Genomic DNA, 22,222 nt, shown 5'->3' with positions numbered 1-22,222 from the left:
CGCCTGGACAAGGCGCGGCGCGCTCGCACCCGCGGCGGGGCAACGTTCAGGAGTTCCACATGAATCTGCTCGAACCCATCGTCGCTTTCCACAGCGACCTGAAGACGATCCGACGCGACCTCCACGCCCACCCCGAGCTGTGCTACGAGGAGCACCGCACGTCGGACACCATTGCCCGCCTGCTGGAAGGATGGGGCATCCCCGTCGTGCGCGGCCTGGGGGGCACCGGCCTGGTCGGCGTCCTGGAAGGCACGGACAGGAACGGACCGGCCATCGGCCTGCGGGCCGACATGGACGCCCTGCCCCTGCAGGAACTCAACACCTTCGAGCACGCCAGCGTGAACCCAGGCAAGATGCACGCCTGCGGCCACGACGGCCACTGCGCCATGCTGCTGGGCGCCGCCCGCCACCTGGCGGCGCACCGCGACTTCCCCGGCACCGTCTACCTGATCTTCCAGCCGGCCGAGGAAGGCGGCGGCGGCGGCAAGGCCATGATCGACGACGGGCTGTTCACGCGCTTTCCCATGGAGGCGGTGTTCGGCATGCACAACTGGCCCGGCATCCCGGTGGGCAGCTTCGCCGTGACGCCGGGCCCGATGATGGCCTCCAGCAACGATTTCCGCATCGTCGTCCGGGGCAAGGGCACCCACGCCGCGCTGCCCCACCTGGGCATCGATCCGGTCATGATCGCGGTGCAGCTCGCGCAGTCGCTGCAGACCATCCTGACCCGCAACAAGAAGCCCATCGACACCGCGGTGCTCAGCATCACCCAGATCCACGCGGGCACGACCACCAACATCGTGCCCGACGAGGCCGAGATGGTCGGCACGGTGCGCACCTTCACCATCGAGGTCCTGGACCTGATCGAGCAGCGCATGCACGAGATCGCCCGGGGCATGGAGCTGGCCCACGGCGCCCGCATCGAGGTCGACTTCCAGCGCAAGTACCCGCCGCTGATCAACCATCCCGACGAGACCCGTTTCGTGACCGACGTGCTGCGCTCGCTGGTCGGGCCCAACCAGGTGGATGCCGCGACCGAACCGACGATGGGCGCCGAGGACTTCGCCTTCATGCTGCAGGAAAAACCCGGCTGCTACGTCTTCATCGGCAACGGCGACGGCGCGCATCGCGAGGCGGGCCACGGGCTGGGGCCATGCACCCTGCACAACGGCAGCTACGACTTCAACGACGAACTGCTGCCGCTGGGGGCCAGCTTCTGGGTGAAGCTGGTCAGCGACTGGTTCGCTCGGCCTCGATCAGTATGACCCGGTAGTCGTTGACGTTGGTCAGCGTGGGCCCCGTCGTGATCAGGGTGTCGAGTTCCCGGAAATAGCCCCAGGCGTCGTTGGCGTCCAGCCACGGGCCGGGCGCGACGCCCCGGGCCGCAGCCCGCCGCAGGCGCTCGCTGTCCCACCAGGCGCCGGCGTTGTCCTCGCTGCCGTCGATGCCATCGGTGTCGCAGGCCAGGGCCGAGATCCTGGCTTCGCCGCACAGCTCGGCGGCCAGCGACAGCAGGAATTCGGTGCAGCGCCCGCCACGGCCGCTTCCACGCACCGTGACCGTGCATTCTCCTCCGGATACCAGCGCCACCGGCGCATCGAAGGGTTCGCCATGCCGCACGATCTGGCGCGCCAGCGCGGCATAGACCTTGGCCACCTCGCGGGCCTCGCCCGTGACGGTGTCGCCCAGCACCACCGCCTGGATACCCGCGCGGCGCAGCACGCGCGCGCCGGCCTGCAGGCTTTGCTGGGCGGTGGCGATGACGTGGTTCTCCACCCGCTGGAACACCGGATCGCCCGCCTTGGGCGTCTCGGGGTGGCGCCCCGCGGCCCCGCCCTCGAGCCAGTCGACCACCGGCCGCGGCGCCTGCACGCCGTGGCGGCGCAGGATGTCGAGCGCGTCGGCATAGGTGCTGGGATCGGCCACCGTGGGACCGGAGGCGATGGCGGACGGATCGTCGCCGGCGACGTCGGAGACGATCAGGCCCAGGACCCGGGCCCGCGTCGACGCGGCCAGGCGTCCGCCCTGCAACTGCGACAGGTGCTTGCGCACCACGTTCATCGATTCGATGGGGGCGCCGCTGCGCAGCAGCGACTGGGTGACCTCGCGCAGCGCGGCCATGGGCACCGCCGGCACCGGCAGCGACAACAGGCTGGAACCGCCGCCGGACACGAGCACGATCAGCAGGTCGTCCTCGCCCAGGTCGCAAGCCAGCCGAAGGATGTCGCCGGCGGCCCGTTCGCCGGCCGCGTCGGGCACGGGGTGGCCGGCCTCGACGCAGGCGATGCGGTCGAGCGGCATGCCGTGCCCGTAGCGGGTCACGACCAGGCCCTCCAGCGGGGCGTCGGCGGGCCAGGCGGCCTCGACGGCGCGGGCCATGCTGGCAGCGGCCTTGCCCGCGCCGACGACGACCGTGCGGCCCCTGGGTGGGGCCGGAAGGTGGCGGGCGGTGATGTGGAGGGGGTCGGCGGCGGCGACGGCCGCTTGAAACGATTCCAGGAGGAGTTGATGCATACGCGGGGAACGGCTGATGTCTCTTTTCGTGGTGATAGCCATTATGGCTGCCCGCCACCGCTTGGCTAGCTGGATGAAATCCCTATTCCACCCATCGCGCCGGCATGCACCACGCCCCCGCGTGGCACCTGGTCGCAGCCGTCCTCAGGCGCCGGGCGCCGCCGGAATCTGCAAGCCCCGCTGCACGGCGGGACGCGCCACGAAGGCATCCAGCACCCGCTTCACGTTGGCGAAGTCGGCGAACCCGACCAGCTCGCCCGCGCCGTAGAAGCCCACCAGGTTGCGCACCCAGGGGAAGGTGGCGATGTCGGCAATGCCGTAGTCGTCGCCCAGGATCCAGGCCTTGCCTTCCAGGTGGTGGTCCAGCACGCCCAGCAGGCGACGCGACTCGGCCACGTAGCGGTCGCGGGGGCGCTTGTCCTCGTAGTCCTTGCCGGCGAATTTATGGAAGAACCCCACCTGGCCGAACATGGGGCCGATGCCTCCCATCTGGAACATCACCCACTGCATGGCCTGGTAGCGGCCGGCGGGATCCCGCGGGATGAACTTGCCCGATTTCTCGGCCAGGTAGATCAGGATGGCGCCGGACTCGAACAGCGGCAGCGGCTTGCCGCCCGGGCCGTCGGGATCGAGGATGGCGGGAATCTTGTTGTTCGGGTTGAGCGACAGGAACTCCGCCGACATCTGGTCCTGGGTGTCGAACGCCACCCGGTGCGGCTCGTACGGCAGGCCGGTTTCCTCGAGCATGATCGAGGCCTTCACGCCATTGGGCGTGGGCAGCGAATAGAGCTGGATGCGGTCCGGATGCTGCGCGGGCCATTTGCGGGTGATCGGGAAAGCGGAAAGATCCGTCATGGGGAATCCTTGCTCGATGGAAGTGTCGGTCCGCCCGACTATACCAGCCGTGCACGGCAGCCACGCAGGGGGGCGGGGCCGTAGAATATTGATGAAGATCGATCAACCTTGAAGACCATGCCGCACAAGGACTATCTCAGCGCCAAGGAAGCCGTGGAGCTGCTGGGCATACGCATGCAGACCCTCTATGCCTACGTCAGCAAGGGATGGATACGCAGCGTCAAGCAGCCGGACACGCGCCAGCGCCTGTACCTGCACGAGGACGTCCTGCGGGTCAAGGCGCGCTCCACCGCCCGCTCGGGGCACGGGGCGGTGGCCGCCTCGGCCATGAACTGGGGCGAGCCCATCATTCCCACCTCGATCACCGAGATCCGTTCCGACGGTCCGCACTACCGCGGCCATTCCGCGGTACGGCTGGCCCGCGGCCACGCCAGCTACGAAGCCGTGTGCGAGCTGCTGTGGACCGGCGTCTGGCACGATGCGCCGCGCCGCTGGGATACGGGCATCACGCCCCGGCTCCAGGAAACCCTGCTGGAATCGCTGGCGCCGCCCAAGTCCAACAGCGGGCTGCTGGAGATCATGGCCATCGTCACCCTGCGCCTGGGCATGTCGCGAGGATCGGTGGAAGACCGCATGCGCGGCGGCCACATGCACGAAGCCGCGCGGCAGCTGATCAAGACCCTGGCCGGCTGCATGGGCCTGGTGTCGCGCCGGCGGCGCTTCCATGCCATACCCGACGAGGCGTCCATGGCCGAGGGCCTGCTGGCGGCCCTGGACCTGCCCGCCAGCCCGGCCAACCTGCAAGCCATGGAAGCCTTCCTGGTGCTGTTCGCCGACCACGAGCTCTCGCCCAGCACCTTCGCCGCGCGCGTGGCGGCCTCGGGCGGATCGACCCTGCACAGCTGCGTCGCATCGGCCATCTGCAGCTCGGCCGGCGTGCACCTGGGGCGGATGTACGACCGGATCGAAGACTTCCTGCGCAGCGCCGACGACGCCGCCGGCCTCATGCAGCGGGCGCGCGCGCAACACGAGCGCGGCGCCAGCGTGCCCGGCTTCGGCCACCCGCTCTATCCCAAGGGCGACGAACGCGCCGAGCTGCTGCTCGAACTGGCCCGCAACCGGCCGCGCAAGAAGGCGGCGCTCGAACAGGTCCATCGCTTCATCGACGACGTGCGCGGCGAGTTCGGCCTGCATCCCCGGCATGAGCTCGGCGGCATCGTCCTGGCCATGGCCATGGGCGTGCCACGCCAATCGGTGGGCACGCTGTTCACGCTGGCGCGCATGGCGGGCTGGGTCGCCCACGTGCAGGAGCAGCGCCTGAGCGGCATGCTGCTGCGGCCCCGGGCCAAGTTCGTGGGCGCCGCCGGCGACCCCTGAACCTCAGTCGGCCGCGGGCCAGAACGACTCGATCTCGGCCCACAGCGCGTCGGGCGCTTCCTCGGCGATGTAGTGGCCGCAGTCCAGCGCCCGGCCGTCGACCTGCGAGGCCTGCCTGCGCCACAGGTCCAGTACGTCGAAATAGCGCCCCACCACGCCCTTCCCGCCCCACAGCACCCGCAGCGGGCAATCCACGCGGTTGCCCTGGTCGCGGTCGGCGCGATCGTGTTCCAGGTCGATGGTGGCGGCCGCGCGATAGTCCTCGCAGATCGCGTGCGCCCAATGCGGATGGCGCGCGCAGCGTTCGTACTCGGCCATCGCGCGATCGGCGAAGGGAGCCAGGCCCGCGTGGCGGCCGCCCATCACGGAACGCAGATAGAACGCCGGATCGGCGCCGATCAGCTTTTCCGGAAAGGGCGCCGGCTGGATCAGCCAGAACCAGTGGTAGTAGGCCTGCGCGAAACCGCGCGTGGTGCCCTCGTACATGTCCAGCGTGGGCGCGATGTCCAGCAGCATCATGCGCTCGATCCGCTCGGCATGGTCCAGCGCCAGCCGGTGCGCGACGCGCGCCCCGCGGTCGTGGGCCAGCACGCCGAAAGTCTCGTAGCCGATGCAGCGCATCACCTCCACCGCGTCCACCGCCATCGTGCGCTTGGAGAAGGCCTCGTGCCCGGCCGGCTCGTCCGCCGGCATGCCGCTGTCGCCATAGCCGCGCAGGTCGATGGCGACGCAGGTATAGCGGTTGGTCAGCCGGGCCCACAGCTTGTGCCACATGGCATGGGACTGGGGATGTCCGTGCATCAGCAGCAGCGCCGGCCCGGTGCCGCCCACGCGCGTGGCGATGTCCACGCCATTGACGTGGAAGTGCTGCAGCCGGTCGTTGAAGAGCGAGATCTCGGACATGGCGGCCCCTAGCTTTTCGCGACGATTTCCGCCACCGCCTTGCCGACGTCGGCCGTGACCGCCTTGCCGCCCATGTCGGGCGTGCGCGGGCCGTCGGACAACACGGTCTCGATGGCAGACAGGATGGCGTCGTGCCCCGCCTTGTGGCCCAGGAACTCCAGCATCAATGCGCCCGACCAGATCTGCGCGATGGGATTGGCCACGCCCTTGCCGGCGATGTCGGGCGCCGAGCCGTGCACCGGCTCGAACAGCGACGGGAAGCGGCGGTCGGGATTCAGGTTGGCCGAGGGCGCGATGCCGATGGTGCCGGTGCAGGCGGGCCCCAGGTCGGACAGGATGTCGCCGAACAGGTTGGACGCCACCACCACGTCGAACCAGTCGGGATGCAGCACGAAATTGGCGGTCAGGATGTCGATGTGGAACTTGTCCACGCGCACGTCGCCATACGTGCCCGCCATCGCCTCCACCCGCTCGTCCCAGTACGGCATGCTGATGGCGATGCCGTTGGACTTGGTGGCCGAAGTCAGGTGCTTGCGGGGCCGCGACGCCGCCAGGTCGAACGCGAACTTCAGCACCCGGTCGACCCCGGTGCGCGTCATGACCGTTTCCTGCAGCACGACTTCGCGGTCGGTGCCTTCGAACATGCGGCCGCCCACGCTGGAATACTCGCCTTCGGTGTTCTCGCGCACCACGTAGAAATCGATGTCGCCCGGCTTGCGGTTGGCCAGCGGCGAGGGCACGCCGGGCATCAGCCGCACGGGGCGCAGGTTCACGTACTGGTCGAACTCGCGGCGGAACTTCAACAGCGAACCCCACAGCGAGACGTGGTCCGGCACCGTGGCCGGCCAGCCTACCGCGCCGAAGAAGATCGCGTCATGGCCGCCGATCTGCTCCTTCCAGTCGTCGGGCAGCATCGCGCCATGCCGGGCGTAGTACTGGCACGAGGCGAAATCGAACCGGTCGAACGACAGGCCGATGCCGAAGCGCGACGCCGCCGCCTCCAGGACACGCAAGCCTTCTGGGACGACCTCGGTGCCGATGCCGTCGCCGGGGATCACTGCAATGCGGTGGGCCATGGATGAAACGTCCTTGTCGTGATGGCGCCGGCACGCAAGCCTGTCGCGAAAACCGGTGCGGGATGGAATGGATCAAGTGTATCTCGCGCTTGTCCTTCATAATTGAACGAGATAAAAACCATTGTTGAATGGAAGTTAACAATGGACACCATCTCCGACCTCGCCTTCTTTTCGCTCCTGATCCGCCAGGGCAGCCTGTCCTCCGCCGCCCGCGAACTGGGCCTGTCCACCCCGGCCGTCAGCAAGCGCCTGCAGCGGCTGGAGCGGCGCCTGGGCGTGCGCCTGCTCAACCGCACCACCCGCCGCATCGCGCTGACCCACGAGGGCGAGCTCTACCTGCGCGAAGGCAACCGCATCCTGGCCGACGTCGAGGAACTGGAACATACCGTCGGCCGCAGCCGCGACGAACCCCGGGGCCTGCTGCGCATCAACGCCACCCTGGGCTTCGGCCGCCACCACATCGCCCCCGCCCTGTCCGATTTCCTCAAACGCTTCCCCGCCGTCCAGGCCCAGTTGCACCTGACCGACCGCCCCGCCAGCCTGCTGGACGAATCCTTCGACGTCTGCATCCGCATCGGCGACCTCCCCGACGCCCGCCTGACCGCCCGCAAGATCGCCTCCAACCGCCGCCTGCTGTGCGCCTCGCCCATCTACCTGAAGCGCCACGCGCCCCCCGCCTCCCCGCGCGACCTGGCCCGCCACCCCTGCATCGTCATCCGTGAAAGCGATACCGCCTACGGCACCTGGCACCTGCGCTCCGGTACCCGCGCCGAAACCGTCAAGGTGCGCGGCCCCCTCAGCGCCAACGACGGCGAAAGCGCCCTGTACTGGGCCCTGGAGGGCCACGGCATCATCATGCGTTCGGAATGGGAAGTCGGCGCCTACCTGCGCTCGGGCAGGCTGGTCGCCGTCCTGGAAGAATGGCACACCCCCTCGGCCGACATCTTCGCGCTCTACCCCGAACGCCAGAATCTGTCCGCCAAGACCACCGCCTTCGTGGATTTCCTGGCGGAACGGTTCGCGCATCGGCGACGGGACAGGGAAGAAGGGTTGTCGTGGTAACGGGGATACCTCGCCCCCTCTTCCAGGTCTGTACGGCGGCAGGGGGCGGCTGGCGGGCACGGCCCTGTGAGGGCTATTCGGAGCCGCCGGGTTTCAGGCGTCCGGCGGGGAAGCAAGGGCGCAGCTGTTCGAGCGCGGCAGTAGGGATAGCCCGGGGGGCTATCCCCGCGCGAGTTCTGCGCCCGCCCCGACGGACGCCTGAAACCCGGGAAGTCTCGGCGAAGCCGAGACCGGCTTCGCTAGCCCTTACAGGGCCGTGCCCGCCAGCCGCCCCCTGCCGCCGTACAGACCGCCCCCCTTTCTAAATCAATGCGGCAGGATCTTCGACAGGAAATGGCGGGCACGCTCGGACCGCTGCGCCGACGGATCGAAGAACGTTTCCTTGTCGGTGTCCTCCACGATCCTTCCCCCGTCCATGAACACCACCCGATGCGCCACCTTCCTGGCGAACCCCATCTCGTGGGTCACCACCATCATCGTCATTCCCTCTTTCGCCAGATCCACCATCACATCCAGCACCTCGTTGACCATCTCGGGATCCAGCGCCGACGTCGGCTCATCGAACAGCATCGCGACCGGGTCCATCGACAACGCCCGCGCGATCGCCACCCGCTGCTGCTGCCCCCCCGACAACTGCCCCGGGAACTTCTCCCGATGCGCCTTCAGCCCCACCCGGTCCAGCAACTTCTGCGCCCGCTCCTCGGCCTCGTCCTTCCCGCGCCCCAGCACCTTCACCTGCGCCAGCGTCAGGTTGTCCATCACCGACAAATGGGGAAACAGCTCGAAATGCTGGAACACCATCCCCACCTTCGAGCGCAGCTTCGGCAGATTCGTCTTCGCATCGCCCACCGAGATGCCGTCCACCACGATCTCCCCTTCCTGGAAGGGCTCCAGCGCGTTGACCGTCTTGATCAACGTCGACTTGCCCGACCCCGATGGCCCGCACACCACCACCACTTCGCCGGTCGCCACCGACGTCGTGCAATCGGCCAACACCTGGAAAGACCCGTACCACTTGCTGACATGCTTGATCTCGATCATTCGAGACTCTCCTGAAAATATCCCCGGGCCGGGTCAGCGGACGATCGCCACCCGCTGCTGCAAGCGCCGCACCAGCCTGGACGCCGCAAAGCAGATGATGAAATACACCACCGCCGCGAACACGTACATCTCGACCAGCCGCCCGTCGCGCTGCGCCACCTTCGACGCCGCCCCCAGGAAATCCGTGATCGACAGCACATACACCAGCGACGTGTCCTGGAACAGCACGATGGTCTGCGTCAGCAGCACCGGAATCATGTTGCGGAAGGCCTGCGGCAGGACCACGCTGCCCATGGTCTGCCAGTAGTTCAGGCCCAGCGCGTAGGCGGCGTAGGTCTGCCCGCGCGAAATCGACTGGATGCCGGCCCGCATGATCTCGCAGAAGAAGGCCGCCTCGAACATCGTGAAGGTGATGACCGAGGACCAGTAGGCGCCGACCTTGATCGGCGTGGACGACCCGATGATCCACGCGCCGATGTAGGGCACCAGGAAATAGAACCAGAAGATCACCAGCAAGAGCGGCAGCGAGCGCATCAGGTTGACGTAGGCGCCCGCCACGGCCGACAGCCAGCGGAAGCGCGACAGCCGCATCATCGCCAGCAACGTGCCGAAGACGATGCCGCCCGCCGTCGCCATCGCGGTCAGCGTCAGCGTGAAGGTCATGCCCTCCTTGAACAGGTAGGGCAGCGTGCGCCAGATGACGTCGAAATCGAAATTGCCGAACATGTCCGCCCCCGTTCAGTGCGAGCCGCCGCGCGCGGGCCCGATGAAGCCGGGCACCGCCACGCGCCGCTCCACCCAGCGCATGAAGGTGACGACGACCAGGCTGACGATCAGGTACAGCACCGTGGCCGCGGCGAAGGCCTCGAACACCTGGAAGCTGAATTCCTGCATCGACCGGGCGCGGCCCGTGAGTTCCAGCAGGCCGATGGTCATGGCAACCGACGAGTTCTTGATGATGTTCATGAACTCGGACGTCAGCGGCGGCAGGATCACCCGGTAGGCGATGGGCAGCAACACATAGCGATAGACCTGCGTGCCGCGCAGCCCCAGCGCGGTGGCCGCCATGCGCTGCCCGCGCGGCAGCGACTCGATGCCGGCCCGTACCTGTTCCGCTACCCGCGCCGAGGTGAAGAACCCCAGGCACAGCACCGCCGGCCAGTACGCGCCCCACGGCGGCGCGATCTGCTTGATCGCGTTGCCCAGCGCCTCGGGCAGCAGCTCGGGCAGCACGAAATACCACAGGAAAAGCTGCACCAGCAGCGGGATGTTGCGGAACAGCTCCACGTAGGCCCCGGCCAGGCGTACCGCCCACTTGACCTGCGTGGTGCGCACCACGCCGACGATGGAGCCCAGCACGAAGGCGATCACCCATGCCGCCAGGGCCGTGGCCAGCGTCCACTGCAGGCCCGACAGCAACGTGTCCATGTAGGTGCCCTGGCCGTCTGGCGACAGCTCCCAGAAGATCTTCCAGTTCCAGTTGTAGTTCATCGCGGCTCCGACGTGCTTACCCGGTCCGGCACGGGGCCGGCCCCATGGAAACAGGGGACCGCTCGGGTCCCCTGGAATCCTGCTCGATCATGCGCAGCGCATGGCCGGCTGCCTGGCCTTCCGGCCCGGCAATCAGCGATAGGCTGCTGGGTCTCCCGAATCGGTGGGATTGGCGATCACCTTCTTGAGCGAATCGCTCATGGGCACCTTCAGGTTGACGTTGCGCGGCGGAATGGGCGAGTTGAACCACTTCTGATAGAGCTTCTCGACCTCGCCCGACTTCATCATCGCCACGACGGCGTCGTCCACCACCTTCTTGAACGCCGGGTCGTCCTTGGGCTCGATCATGCCGTAGGGCTCGACGGTATAGGCCTTGCTGCTGACCATCCACTGGTCCGGGCTCTTGGAGTTGGCCACCAGCCCGTACAGCAGGATGTCGTCCATGAAGAAGGCTGCGGCGCGCCCGCTGTCGACCATCAGGAAGGCATCGGCATGGTCCTTGGCGGGGATGATCTGCATGCCCAGGTTTTCCTTGCCGTTGGTCTCGGTCAGCCACTTCAGGTTGCTGGTGCCGGCCGTGGAGACGACGGTCTTGCCCTTGAAGTCTGAAAGGTCGTTCAGTTTCGAGCTTTTCTTGGCGACGAAACGCGTGGCCGTCACGAACGTGGTCGGCGCGAACGACACCTGCTGCTGGCGCTCGGCATTGTTGGTGGTCGACCCGCATTCGAGGTCCACCGTGCCGTTGGCGATGAGGGGAATACGGGTGGCCGAGGTGACCGGCGCAAGCGCGACGTTCAGCTTGGGCAGCTTCAGGTGGCTCTTGATCGCGTCGGCGATCTTGTAGCAGATGTCCATCGAGTAACCGATGGATTTCTGGTTGTCGTCCAGGTAGGAGAAAGGAATGGAGGAATCGCGATAGCCAAGCGTCAGCGTCCCCGTGTCCTTGATCTTCTTGAGCCGGCCGGTCAGGTCTTGCGCCGAGACAGACGACACGGCGACCAGGGTCAGCGCGGCGGAGAGCAGCACGAGTTTCTTCATGGAATCTCCCTTCCGTAACTAGTAACGATGTCGGCCGAGTGTAGCAACAAGCCGACAGTACGGACATGGATTTTTACCCGAGCCGAAGCCCGGGAACGTGCCGTCACCCTCCCGGACCACCCCTCATCTCAAACCGCCACTTTCTTGAACCGGTAGGGCCGCGTCAACACCTCCGGCTTGAGGACCTGCTCCAGGGTCTCCGCATCCAGCAGCCCCGCTTCCAGCACCAGATCCGCCACCGGCCGGCCCGTCCGCATCGCATCCCGCGCGATCCGCGTCGCCGCCTCGTACCCGAGCACCGGATTCAGGGCCGTCGCCAGCCCCGCCGACCGCTTCACGGCCTGCGCCAGCCGCTCGCGATTCGCCGTGATCCCCTTGACGCAGTTGTGCGTCAACGTGGTGCATGCCGCTTCCAGGTGCGAAATGCTCTTGACCAGGCTCCACGCGATGATGGGCTCGAAGGCATTGAGCTGCAGCTGGCCGCTTTCGGACGCCATCGTGATCGTCATGTCGTTACCGATGACCTCGAAGGCCACCTGGTTGACCACTTCCGGAATGATGGGGTTCACCTTCCCCGGCATGATGGAGCTGCCCGCCGCGCGCTCCGGGAGGTTGATCTCGTTCAGCCCCGACTGCGGTCCCGACGACAGCAGCCGCAGGTCGTTGCAGGTCTTGGACAGCTTGCAGGCCACGCGCTTCAGGACGCCGGACAACTGCACAAACGCGCCCGTGTCCTGCGTCGCCTCGATCATGTTCGCCGCGCGCACCAGCGGCAGCCCCGTGATCTCGGCCAGGTACCGCACCGCCAGCGGGCTGTAGTCGGGATCGGTATTGATGCCGGTACCGATGGCGGTCGCGCCCAGGTTCACTTCCACCATCAGTGTCCGGGCCTCGCCCAGCCGCGCCTCGTCCTCGCCCAGCATGACGGCATAGGTCAGGAACTCCTGGCCCAGCGTCATCGGCACCGCGTCCTGCAACTGCGTGCGCCCCATCTTCAGCACGTCGTCGAACTCCAGCGCCTTGGCCTCGAAGGCGCCGCGCAGTTCGGCCATGGCCACCAGCAGGCGCTGCAAGGAAAAGCACATCGCGATGCGCAGCGCGGTCGGATAGACGTCGTTGGTGCTTTGCGAGGCGTTCACGTCCTGGATGGGGTGCAGGACGTCGTACTGGCCCTTCCTGGCCCCCAGCAGCTCCAGCGCACGATTGGCGATGACCTCGTTGGCGTTCATGTTGGTCGAGGTGCCGGCCCCGCCCTGGATCACGTCGACGATGAACTGGTCGTGCAGCGCGCCTTCGATGATCTCCTGGCAGGCCTGGACGATCGCCCCGGCCCGTTCCGCGGGCAGCACGCCCAGGTCCTGGTTGGCGCGGGCCGCCGCCAGCTTGACGCAGGCCAGGGCCCGCACCAGGTCGGCCTGGCCGCCTATGGTCGAGCCGGAAATCGGAAAGTTCTCGCGGGCGCGCAGGGAATGGATGCCCCAGTAGGCGTCGGCGGGAATCTCGCGCTCGCCAAGCAGGTCGTGTTCGATGCGGAAGAGGCCGGAAGCGGCATTGCTGCTCATGTTCGATGTCCATCGGAAAGGCCGCCGCACCATGCGGCGCCCGATGGAAAACACTATAGGCAGGCGCCCCGCGATAGCGCCAATGCCGTGTTCGCATTGGCCAATGTTTTTTTTGCATTGCCAGGAAAATGCCCGGCGGCCAGGGACGCGTCAGCGCGCGGCGGACAGATAGTCCCAAAGGGCGTCGACCAGCGGCTTGGCGGGAACGCCGGCCGGCGCGCGTTCGCGGTAGAGCCGGATCTCCATGGTCTCGGTATAGGCCTCGCCCGCGCAGGCCAGGCGGCGCGCGGCCACCTCGCGGCTGACCGCGCTCTCGGGCAGGAAGGCCACCCCGTGCCCCTCGAGCGCCATGGCCTTCAGCCCCTCGGCCATGTCGGTTTCGTAGCGCTCGTCCAGCGGCGGCCGGGGCTGGGCGCCCGCCAGGATCAGGTCGACGATGCGGCCCAGGTAGGCGTTGGGCGCGTAGGCCAGGTAGGGCACCGGGCCGCCCCCGCCCAGGACGTACTCGGGCGTGCCGTCGGGCTTGCTGCGCGCATAGGGGTAGACCGCCTCGCTGCCCAGCACCAGCATGTCGTAGTGGCGCGGATCGAGCTGGACCGGCTGGCGGGGATGGTAATAGACCATGACCAGGTCGCTGCCGCCCTGCACCAGGCTGATCGCGGCGTCATGGACGTTCAGCGCCATCAGCCTGGCCGTGAAATCCGGCAGGCCGGCCTCGGCCCGGATACGGCTCAGCCAGCGCGGGAAGAAGGTCAGCGACAGGGTATGGGGTACGGCGAAGTCGATCACCGCCTGCGAGGCGGGACGCATGCCCCGCAGCATCGCGCGGGTCTCGTCCAGCTTGGCCAGCATGGCGATGGCTTCGGCGCGGAAGGTCTCGCCGGCGGGCGTCAGGCGGGTGGGGTAGACGGCGCGGTCGACCAGATCGGTGCCGACCCAGGCCTCCAGGGCCTGGATACGGCGCGAGAAGGCGGGCTGCGTGATGTGTCGCAGCTCGGCCGCCCGCGAAAACGAACGGGTCTCGGCCAGCGCGATGAAATCTTCGAGCCACTTGGCTTCCATGCTTGCAACCGTGGAGGAACCGGCGGAAATTGTACCGTGGGGCCGGTGCCGCGCCCGGCCGGGCATACACTTGCCGCATGGCCCCGCGCCGCACCGACCATCTTCGTGGAGTCCAGCGTGACCGATTCGCTCCCCTACCCGCCCCCTGCCCCCAATTCGCTGCCCGCCGGCCAGATGCCGGTGCTGCGCGTCATCCCCATGCCCGCCGACTCCAACCCGTCGGGCGACGTGTTCGGGGGCTGGATCATGGCCCAGGTCGACCTTGCCGGGTCGGTGCCCGCCCAGGGCCGCGCCAACGGCCGCGTCGCCACCGTGGCCGTGACCTCGTTCGTGTTCAAGGAACCGGTGTTCGTGGGCGACCTGCTCAGCTTCTACGCCCACATCGTCAAGACCGGCCGCACCTCGATCACGGTCGCGGTCGAGGTCTACGCCGAACGCATCCGCCTCAACTCGGAAGTCGTCAAGGTCACCGAGGCCACCCTGGTCTACGTGGCGACCGACCACCAGCGGCGCCCGCGCCCCCTGCCGGACCTGCGCGCGGACTGAACCCGTCTGGACACCCATGGCGATTAGTGGCACATTGACCACAAGGACGTCACCGCCCCAGCCCAGCCGGCACAGACCGGCCGGCCAGCCAACACGGCAGGCACGCAGGCCCTGCCCCCAAGGCGAAGGAGACTCACCATGGACATATCCGGTTCGCGCCTGATTCCAGCGTCCCAGGAACGCACCTGGAACAAGCTCGTCGCTCCCGAGACCCTCAAGGTCTGTATCAGCGGATGCGAAAAGGTCGAGCGCCTCTCCGAAAACGAATACCGGGTCAACCTGCGGGCCGAGGTCGGCCCGCTGTCGGCCCGCTTCCACGGCCGGCTGCAGCTGACCGACATCCGGCCCCAGGACTCCTACCACCTCACTTTCGAGGGGGAAGGCGGCGTGGCCGGATCGGCCAAGGGTTACGCCGACATCCGGCTGACGCCGGAAGGCGACGGCACGCGGGTCTCGTACACCGCCCACGCCGACCTGGAAGGCAAGCTCGCCCAGTTGCGCACGGACCAGGCCGAGAAGATCGCGCGCAAGATGATGGACAACTTCTTCGCGCTGTTCTCGGTCTGCGCGTGCCGGGCGCTGGAACGTCCCGCGCCCCGTCCGCCGCGCGTGGCCAGGCCGATGGCCGCCGGCGGCGCGCATGCCCTGCACCTGCCCTCGCAATGGGTCAACCGGCTGTCGTGGCTGGCCGCGCTGGCCGTCATCGCGGGCCTGGTGGTCTACCACACCTTCCTGCACTGAGCGCGGCAACGGCGCGCCGCGGCGTTCAGCGGCGCACGTTCTTCATCTTGATGCGCTGGGACAGGGCCATCATCGCGACGCAGAACACGATGGCCATCACCATGCCGGCCTCGATGCCGGTATTGACCGACGTGCGGGCGATGACCAGCCCCACCAGCGCGGTGCCCACCGCGCTGCCCAGGGTGCGCATGGTCTGGATCAGCGCCGAGGCCACGCCCACGTCGCGGCGCTCGGCGATCATCTGCATGAACAGCGTCAGGTTGGGGATGATGAAGCCCATGCCCACGCCGGCCAGGCCGAACGAGACCACGGCGAAGGCCATGGACGATCCACGCTCCAGGAACATCACGCCCAGGCAGCCCACGGCCAGCAGCAGCGCGCCGAACACCATCAGCCGCTGAGGCTGGCTCTGGCGCGGGAACAGGCGCCCGTTGATGACGCTGCCCACCGGTATGCAGGCCACCAGCGGCGCGAGGATCATGCCCGCCTGGGTGGGGCTCAGCCCCACCTCCACCTGCAGCAGCAGCGGGCCGTAGTAGATCAGGATGAACATCACCGCGCCGGTCATCACGCCGACGACGTTCAACAGGCGCGACTCCCTGCGCTCGAGCACGCGCAACGGGAACATGGGCTGTTCCAGGCGGCGCTCGTACCAGACGAGCAGGAAGACCGACACGGCGGCCACTGCCAGGAACACCAGGCCCAGCACCGGACGCGGGTGGGTGGAGAAGCCCAGCTCGAGCGCCGCCATGGGCGTGCCCACGGCCAGCGCCAGCAGCGCCCCGCCCAGCCAGTCTATGCGCGGTGGCGTGTCGTGCCGGGGCTTGAGCGGCGGGAAATACCGCCACAGCATCACGAAGGCGATCACCCCCATCACCGGGCTGACGAAGAACGCCGCCCGCCAGCCGAAGGATTCGGTGATCGCCCCGCCCAGCAGCGGCCCCACGCCGCTGGCCACCGCGAACGACGTCGAGATCAGGGCCTGCCAGCGCACCCGCCGCATGGCATCGGGAAACAGGTCGGCGGGCGCCGCGAAGGCGGTGGCGATCATCATGCCGCCGCCCACACCCTGCAGGGTGCGGGCCGCGATCAGTTGCGGCATCGACTGGCTGATGCCGCACAGCACCGAGCCCAGCGACACCAGGCCCAGCGAGACGAGGATGAAGTACTTGCGTCCGAACAGGTCGCCCAGGCGGCCGAAGATGGGAATGACGATGGCCGAGGCCAGCAGATATCCGGTGCCGACCCAGGCGTAAAGCGGCATGCCGCCCAGTTCGGCCACCACGCGCGGCAGCGTGGTGCCGACGATGGTCGAATCCAGCGCCACCAGCATCACGACCGCGCAGATGCCGATCAGCGCCAGGATCAGTTGGCGCTGGTCTTCTACCGGTGAAGCGAGGTCGGAAGGCGGGTGGGGACTGGCGTTCCCGGGCGGAGATGGCGGGTGCGGCGGGTTCTCGGACATTTGCGCATAATCATATACCGCGCCCCGGGTATACCCCTACCCCCCCAATGGCCCGCCGTTCAAAAGCGATAGCCGATAGCGATGGTCGGCACCCACGGATCGATGCGCGCCTTGCCGATCTGGCTGCCGTTCAGCTTCACCTTGGACGAAATGTCGATGTAGCGCAGGCTGGCGTTCAGGAACCAGCGCTCGCCCATCTTCACGTCCACCCCTACCTGCGCTGCCAGCCCCCACGAGTCGCCCAGGCTCAGGTCCTGGCCGGCCAGGGCGCCCGCGGCCCGGGTGTGGAAGAAGCGCGTGTAGTTCACGCCCAGGCCGACATAGGGCTGCACCTGCGAATCGGGCAGGAAGTGCCATTGCACGCTAAGCGTGGGCGGCAGTTGCCGGGACGAACCGATGTTGCCGCCCACCGCGCCGGAAGCGCCGATGTCGTGCCGGAAGGGTACGGCGGCCAGCAGCTCGATCCCGACGTTGCGGGTGGCCATGTAGGTCAGACTGGCGCTGGGCCGCGTCGAATTGCCGGCGTCCAGGCGCACGGCCCCGTTCAGGACGGTGCCGTTGTCCGATTTCGGCCGGACCTGGCTGATGCCGGCCTTGAGCAGCCAGTCGCCGGCTTCGTGCGCCTGCGCGGCCGAAAACGCCGCGGCAAGAAGGGCGGCAAGCAGGATGGGCGGCGTGCGGCGGGAAAACATGAGGAGCTCCATATCGAACGATGAGGCTCCAGCTTGGCAGCCCCTCGCCCCGCGCGCCTTGTCCCAGATCAAGCCGCCCTCGGGCACGCCGCTTGCTGGGGCATCCGGCTGCCCACGCGGCGCCCCACTATGGAGATCGACATGGCCAAGCCGTTGCAAGGACTCACCGTTGCCATCGTGGCAACCGACAATTTCGAACAGGTCGAACTGACGAGCCCGAAGGAAGCGCTGGAACGCGCGGGTGCCACGGTGCACATTCTTTCCGCCCAGGCCGGCGAGATCCGGGGCATGAAGCATGACGAGAAGGCCGACCGCTTCCGCGTGGAGGCGAGCTGGAACGACGCCGACCCCACCCGCTACGCCGGCGTGGTCGTGCCCGGCGGCGTCTTCAACGCGGACGTCATCCGCACCGACAAGGGCGCGCAGCGCTTCGTGCAGGCGCTGCACGACACGGGCAAGCCGGTGGCCGTCATCTGCCACGGCCCCTGGCTGCTGGTGTCGGCCGGCATGGTCGACGGCCGGCAACTGACCAGTTGGCCATCGTTGCAGGACGACATCCGCAATGCCGGCGGACAGTGGGTGGACGAGGAAGTCGTGCTGGACGGCAACCTCATCACCAGCCGCAAGCCCGACGACCTGCCGGCATTCAACGCGAAGCTGATCGCCGCGCTGTCCAACGTCGAGAGCGCCGACACGCCATCGGGCGCGCAGCCTACCTGACCCCGGGTATGTGCCCGGCGCGGGGGCGGCCGGCAACCCCTATACTTGCCGCGACCAGGCAAGTATAGGTAGCGCCGCCGTATGAATGTGACCCTGCGCCAGATGCGCGCGTTCGTCGAAGTCGTGCATTGCGACGGTTTCACCGCGGCCTCGCGCCGGCTGCACCTGACCCAGTCCGCCACCAGCCTGCTGGTGCGGGAGCTCGAAGGCCAACTGGGGTTGCAGTTGCTGGACCGGTCCACGCGCAAGCTCGCGGTCACCGAGGCCGGCACGGAATTCCTGCAGCACGCGGAACGCATCCTGGGCGAGGTGGAACAGGCCATCCGCCGCACCCAGGACCTGGTGCAGATGCGCCGTGGGCGCGTCACGGTGGCGACCACTCCGGTCATGGCGGCCACGCTGCTACCGGATGCCATCGCGGCCTTCCAGGCCGCCCATCCCGCCATCGACGTCAGGATGTCCGACGCCCCGCCCGACGTCATCCTGCGGCAGGTGCAGCAGGGCGAGGCCGACCTGGGCGTGGGCGTGTTCACCGGCAACGAGGTGGAGCTGAACCGCAGCCTGCTGCTGCGGCACCCTTTGGGCGCCATGATCCCGAGCGCGTGGCCGCTGGCGCGAAAGAGACGGGACCTGACATGGGCCGACCTGGCCAGCCAGCCCATGATCGTCGTGCCGCAGTTGAGCGGATCGCTGCCGCAGATGGACCGCGTGCTGCACCAGTCGGGAATCGCGGCCCAGCCGCGCTTCGAAGTGCACTACCTGTGGTCGGCCATCGGCCTGGTCGAGGCCGGCCTGGGCATCGCGGTCATGCCGTCCTACGCGGGGCTGCTGGCCCGATCGAAACGCGCGCGCTTTCGCGTGCTGCACGACCCGGTGGTGTATCGCAAGATCGAACTGGTCACGCAGCCCGGCCGTTCGCTGTCGCCGGCGGCGGCGTCCTTCCGCGCCCACCTGGCGGCGCACTGCAAGGAATTCGAGGAACGCGGCTGATGCCGCGCCGGCCGTCCCGGCCGGCGCACGTTCACCGCGCTGCCAGTTCGCGCACGGACTGGGCCGCGTCACGCACGATCTGCGCGGGATCGCAGGCGGTCCACTGCCCGTGCCGACGCAAGACCCGCCCGTCGACGATGACGGTATCCACGTTGGCCGGCTGGGCCGAGTAGACCAGCGAGAAGGCCGGGTCCGCCACCGGCGCCATGTTCAGGTCCGTGGTGCGGACCAGGATGACGTCGGCCCGCTTGCCCGCCTCAAGCGAACCGACGCGGTCCGCGATGCCCAGGTCGCGCGCGCCGTCCAGCGTGGCCAGCCGCAGCAGGCGGCGCGCCGTGAGCGGGACCTCGGCGCCGAAACGCTGGCGATGCGACCACAGCAGGGCGCGCATGCAGGCAAAGAAATCGGCGTTGGCCGAGGCCGACGAACTGTCCACCGACAGGCTCTGCCGCACGCAGGCGCACTCCAGCTCGTGGAACTGGATCACGCCGCGCGATGCCTGGGCGTACAACACCTCGATCACCGGTGAACACGAGAACGAGACGCCGCAGGCGGCCAGCCGCAGCTGTTCTTGCTGCGACACGCCCTGGGGGTGCACCAGTTGCAGGTCGGGCCCCAGCAGGCCGTGCGCGTCCAGCACCGAGACCACCCCCGGGCGCGCGTGCATGGTGATCGGCAGGCCCAGGCGCCGCACGCCCGCGAACTCGGCGCGCACGATGTCGATGGGCACGGTGCCGCGCGGATTGGATACCGGCGTCCGCAGCGCCGCGCCCAGGTGGATCATGGGATCACCGCCCTCGGCCCGGGCGATTTCCGCCAGGCCATCCAGGTCCATCGCGCGCCCCAGCGGCAGGTCCTGCCCCCAGCCATAGGCCATGCGGCCCCGTATGCCCAGGCTGCGCATGGCCGCCAGTTCAGCGCGGGCGTGATCGGGCGTGCGGGTGTTGTGCGACCAGTTGTGGACCGTGGTGATACCGCTCGCCAGGCCCTCGGCCAGCCCGAGCCTCACCGAGTGGTAGGAGTCGTCCGGCGTGAAGCGCGGCCCCATGGACAAGGTCACCGGAAAATAGCCGCGCGCAGCTTCGTCGCCGCTGATCAGCGCGCGCAGCGAACAGTTCCACAGGTGCCAGTGCGTGTCGATGAAGCCCGGCATCACGATCATGCCGCGCGCATCCAGCTCCCGCGCCCCCGGCGCGCGCAGTCCGCGGCCGATCGCCACCAACGTTCCGTCGCGGACATGGACGTCGGCATCGGGCAGGTCGTCCATGCCGTCGGCCATGGTCATCACATGGCCGCCCCGTATCACGAATTCCTCGCGCGCGGGCAGGCCGGACACGTGTCCGGCCGCCTCGTGCCATCTTGCTGACTGCATGCCCATTAGTCGGCCTTGGCTCCGGTCAGGCGGATCAGGCGTTCCTTGTGGCGCATTTCGTCGCGCAGCGCGGCGGCGAATTCAGCCGGCGCCGAGAACACCGGGTCGAAGCCGCGCGCGGCCACGAAGCGCTGCTGGAATTCCGGATCGGCGGCGATCGCCTTCACGTCGGCATGGATGCGCTGGATCACGGCGTCGGGCGTGCCGCCGGTGGCGAACAGGCCGAACCAGGATTCGCGCGGGTCGACGTCGGCATGGCCGGCCTCCGCCAGGGTAGGCACGTCGGGCTCGGACGCCAGCCGGCTGGCCCGCGCGATGGCCAGCGGCTTCATCTTGCCCGCGCGGATGTGAGGCTCGGCGATGGCCGCGCCCACCATGGCCAGTTGCACCTCGCCGCCGATCAGCGCCGTCACGGCCGGCATGATGCCCTTGTAGGGCACCTGGGTGATCCGTATGCCCGTCTTGTGCCGCAGCCCCTCGAACAGCAGATGGGGCAGGCTGCCCGATCCCATCGAGGCGTAGTTCAGCTCGTTGGGCCTGGCCTTCGCCAGCGCGACCAGTTCGTCGAGCGTGGCGGCCTTCACGGACGGATGCGCCAGCACCATCTGTGGCAGGCTGACCAGTTGCGAGATCGGCGCCAGGTCGCGCACGGCATCGTAGGGCAGCTTGTCGTACAGGAAGAGGTTGCTGGTGATGGTCGATTCGCTGGTGACCAGCAGGGTGTGGCCATCGGGCGCCGCCTTGGCGACGGCGTCGGCGCCGATGATGGAAGCCGCTCCCAGCTTGTTCTCGACGATGACCGGCCGGCCCCATTTCTGCCCCAGGCGCTCGGCCAGGGCGCGGGCGATCACGTCCACGCCGCCTCCGGGCGCATAGGGCACCACGATGCGCACCGGCCGCGCCGGCCAGGCCGGCTGCCCCATCGCCGGCGCCGCGGCCGCGACGCCCAGGGCCGCGGCACATGCCGCCAGCCACCGGCGGCGACCCTGCGCCGCCGCTGTACTTGCTTGCCTCATCACTTCTCCTTCCCGCCGGACGGCCCGGAAAGCAAGGCCCGCCTTCCGATGTCCCGCGGCGACATGGCAGGCATTTCACCCGCGGGCGGCGGGACAGGCAAACGAGAAAAATTTGTAGTTCTATCAGTTGGCCATCTAAATACGTGCTCCCGCCGCGCTTACACGCTGTCATGAAAAAAGACGCGAAATCTGCAAGAATCGGGCGCTCCGCCTTCGCCGGCCGCGCCCCGCGGCCCTCTCTTGCGAGTCCCCATGGCCTACATGCTGCTCATCGTCGAACCCACCGGCCAGCGCGCCGAACGCAGCGAGGCGGCGGGCCGCGACCTCTACGACCGCATGGTCGCCTTCGGCGCCGATCTGAAGACGCGCGGCCTGTTGCTGGCCGCCGAATCGCTGGCCTCGCAGGACGGCGCCGTGCGCGTGCAGAAGCGGGACGGCCGCACCCGCCTGGTGGACGGGCCGTTCGCCGAAGCCAAGGAAATGATAGGCGGCTTCTTCCTGCTGGACTGCGCCACGCGCGAGGAGGCCGTAGCCATCGCGCAAGCCTGCCCGGCGGCGCAATGGTGCACGGTCGAGGTCCGCGAGGTGGCTCCCTGCTACCGCTGAACCGCTCGACCTGGTAGTTTCCCTAGGCCGTCTCCGCCATGTCGATTCCGGCCCGCGCCGATCGTCGTAGGGACAAGAGCCCACGCCCGGGCT

General features: G+C 68.3%; 22 protein-coding genes. 8 read left to right on the top strand and 14 right to left on the bottom strand.

Annotation, left to right across the window (positions count from 1 at the left end; translation table 11 throughout):
• Positions 1–59 precede the first annotated feature (59 nt).
• Positions 60–1,265, top strand: a complete 1,206-nt coding sequence (locus CDO46_RS05785; protein WP_087837606.1) for a M20 aminoacylase family protein — start codon at positions 60–62, stop codon at positions 1,263–1,265.
• On the opposite strand, the gene CDO46_RS05780 is transcribed toward CDO46_RS05785, so the two are convergent.
• On the bottom strand, positions 1,231–2,514 hold the full coding sequence (locus tag CDO46_RS05780; RefSeq protein WP_087837605.1) for a glycerate kinase: 1,284 nt from the start codon (positions 2,512–2,514) through the stop codon (positions 1,231–1,233). The two genes, CDO46_RS05785 and CDO46_RS05780, sit on opposite strands and share 35 nt — an antisense overlap.
• A 144-nt stretch (positions 2,515–2,658) precedes the next feature.
• Entirely contained in the window at positions 2,659–3,369 is a 711-nt protein-coding gene (locus CDO46_RS05775; RefSeq protein ID WP_087837604.1) for a glutathione S-transferase N-terminal domain-containing protein, read from the bottom strand.
• Between the two features lie 117 nt (positions 3,370–3,486).
• Here CDO46_RS05775 and CDO46_RS05770 point away from each other — a divergent pair, with 117 nt between their 5' ends.
• Complete coding sequence (locus CDO46_RS05770; RefSeq protein WP_243724393.1) at positions 3,487–4,746, top strand: citrate synthase family protein; 1,260 nt, start codon at positions 3,487–3,489, stop codon at positions 4,744–4,746.
• A gap of 3 nt (positions 4,747–4,749) precedes the next feature.
• Here the strand turns inward: CDO46_RS05770 and CDO46_RS05765 are convergent, their stop codons facing one another.
• Both CDO46_RS05765 and CDO46_RS05760 read right to left on the bottom strand, forming a co-directional pair.
• Positions 4,750–5,649, bottom strand: a complete 900-nt coding sequence (locus CDO46_RS05765) for an alpha/beta fold hydrolase (RefSeq protein WP_087837603.1) — start codon at positions 5,647–5,649, stop codon at positions 4,750–4,752.
• Between the two features lie 8 nt (positions 5,650–5,657).
• Positions 5,658–6,725: a tartrate dehydrogenase gene (locus CDO46_RS05760; RefSeq protein WP_087837602.1), complete on the bottom strand. Its 1,068-nt coding sequence runs from the start codon at positions 6,723–6,725 to the stop codon at positions 5,658–5,660.
• Between the two features lie 141 nt (positions 6,726–6,866).
• Between CDO46_RS05760 and CDO46_RS05755 the strand changes: the two genes are divergently transcribed.
• A complete protein-coding gene (locus tag CDO46_RS05755) occupies positions 6,867–7,787 on the top strand; it encodes a LysR substrate-binding domain-containing protein (protein ID WP_087837601.1) in 921 nt (306 codons plus the stop codon).
• Positions 7,788–8,093: 306 nt separating this feature from the next.
• Here the strand turns inward: CDO46_RS05755 and CDO46_RS05750 are convergent, their stop codons facing one another.
• From CDO46_RS05750 to CDO46_RS05725, 6 genes are all read right to left on the bottom strand, one after another.
• The gene (locus CDO46_RS05750) at positions 8,094–8,828 is read right to left on the bottom strand and encodes an amino acid ABC transporter ATP-binding protein (RefSeq protein ID WP_087837600.1); all 735 of its coding nucleotides are present in this window, start codon (positions 8,826–8,828) and stop codon (positions 8,094–8,096) included.
• A gap of 33 nt (positions 8,829–8,861) precedes the next feature.
• Positions 8,862–9,554, bottom strand: a complete 693-nt coding sequence (locus CDO46_RS05745; RefSeq protein ID WP_087837599.1) for an amino acid ABC transporter permease — start codon at positions 9,552–9,554, stop codon at positions 8,862–8,864.
• 12 nt (positions 9,555–9,566) lie between these two features.
• A complete protein-coding gene (locus tag CDO46_RS05740; protein WP_087837598.1) occupies positions 9,567–10,319 on the bottom strand; it encodes an amino acid ABC transporter permease in 753 nt (250 codons plus the stop codon).
• Positions 10,320–10,451: 132 nt separating this feature from the next.
• Positions 10,452–11,357 carry an amino acid ABC transporter substrate-binding protein gene (locus CDO46_RS05735; RefSeq protein ID WP_087837597.1) on the bottom strand — a complete coding sequence of 302 codons (906 nt, stop codon included), beginning with the start codon at positions 11,355–11,357 and terminating at the stop codon, positions 10,452–10,454.
• Positions 11,358–11,485: 128 nt separating this feature from the next.
• Complete coding sequence (gene aspA, locus CDO46_RS05730) at positions 11,486–12,919, bottom strand: aspartate ammonia-lyase (protein WP_087837596.1); 1,434 nt, start codon at positions 12,917–12,919, stop codon at positions 11,486–11,488.
• Positions 12,920–13,069: 150 nt separating this feature from the next.
• Positions 13,070–13,981 carry a LysR family transcriptional regulator gene (locus tag CDO46_RS05725; RefSeq protein WP_087837595.1) on the bottom strand — a complete coding sequence of 304 codons (912 nt, stop codon included), beginning with the start codon at positions 13,979–13,981 and terminating at the stop codon, positions 13,070–13,072.
• Positions 13,982–14,155: 174 nt separating this feature from the next.
• Here CDO46_RS05725 and CDO46_RS05720 point away from each other — a divergent pair, with 174 nt between their 5' ends.
• Both CDO46_RS05720 and CDO46_RS05715 read left to right on the top strand, forming a co-directional pair.
• Entirely contained in the window at positions 14,156–14,527 is a 372-nt protein-coding gene (locus tag CDO46_RS05720; RefSeq protein ID WP_087837671.1) for an acyl-CoA thioesterase, read from the top strand.
• Between the two features lie 138 nt (positions 14,528–14,665).
• On the top strand, positions 14,666–15,268 hold the full coding sequence (locus CDO46_RS05715; RefSeq protein WP_087837594.1) for a CoxG family protein: 603 nt from the start codon (positions 14,666–14,668) through the stop codon (positions 15,266–15,268).
• 25 nt (positions 15,269–15,293) lie between these two features.
• Here CDO46_RS05715 and CDO46_RS05710 read toward each other — a convergent pair whose 3' ends face one another.
• Both CDO46_RS05710 and CDO46_RS05705 read right to left on the bottom strand, forming a co-directional pair.
• Positions 15,294–16,733 (bottom strand): MFS transporter, encoded by a 1,440-nt coding sequence (locus CDO46_RS05710; RefSeq protein ID WP_343927774.1) that lies wholly within the window; start codon positions 16,731–16,733, stop codon positions 15,294–15,296.
• A 59-nt stretch (positions 16,734–16,792) separates the two neighbouring features.
• Positions 16,793–17,425 carry an OmpW family protein gene (locus CDO46_RS05705; protein ID WP_087837593.1) on the bottom strand — a complete coding sequence of 211 codons (633 nt, stop codon included), beginning with the start codon at positions 17,423–17,425 and terminating at the stop codon, positions 16,793–16,795.
• A gap of 141 nt (positions 17,426–17,566) precedes the next feature.
• Here CDO46_RS05705 and CDO46_RS05700 point away from each other — a divergent pair, with 141 nt between their 5' ends.
• The gene (locus CDO46_RS05700; RefSeq protein ID WP_087837669.1) at positions 17,567–18,145 is read left to right on the top strand and encodes a type 1 glutamine amidotransferase domain-containing protein; all 579 of its coding nucleotides are present in this window, start codon (positions 17,567–17,569) and stop codon (positions 18,143–18,145) included.
• Between the two features lie 81 nt (positions 18,146–18,226).
• Positions 18,227–19,135 (top strand): LysR family transcriptional regulator, encoded by a 909-nt coding sequence (locus CDO46_RS05695; RefSeq protein WP_087837592.1) that lies wholly within the window; start codon positions 18,227–18,229, stop codon positions 19,133–19,135.
• Between the two features lie 31 nt (positions 19,136–19,166).
• On the opposite strand, the gene CDO46_RS05690 is transcribed toward CDO46_RS05695, so the two are convergent.
• Both CDO46_RS05690 and CDO46_RS05685 read right to left on the bottom strand, forming a co-directional pair.
• Positions 19,167–20,507 (bottom strand): amidohydrolase family protein, encoded by a 1,341-nt coding sequence (locus tag CDO46_RS05690; RefSeq protein ID WP_087837668.1) that lies wholly within the window; start codon positions 20,505–20,507, stop codon positions 19,167–19,169.
• 5 nt (positions 20,508–20,512) lie between these two features.
• On the bottom strand, positions 20,513–21,523 hold the full coding sequence (locus tag CDO46_RS05685; protein WP_176400665.1) for a tripartite tricarboxylate transporter substrate binding protein: 1,011 nt from the start codon (positions 21,521–21,523) through the stop codon (positions 20,513–20,515).
• Positions 21,524–21,775: 252 nt separating this feature from the next.
• On the opposite strand from CDO46_RS05685, the gene CDO46_RS05680 reads away from it, so the two are divergent.
• Positions 21,776–22,129, top strand: coding sequence for a YciI family protein (locus CDO46_RS05680; RefSeq protein ID WP_087837591.1), 354 nt, complete (start codon positions 21,776–21,778; stop codon positions 22,127–22,129).
• Positions 22,130–22,222 lie beyond the last annotated feature (93 nt).

It is taken from the genome of Pigmentiphaga sp. NML030171 (assembly GCF_002188635.1).
GTDB classification, from domain to species: Bacteria; Pseudomonadota; Gammaproteobacteria; order Burkholderiales; family Burkholderiaceae_B; genus Pigmentiphaga; species Pigmentiphaga daeguensis.
This window is presented reverse-complemented; position numbering and strand designations above follow the sequence as displayed.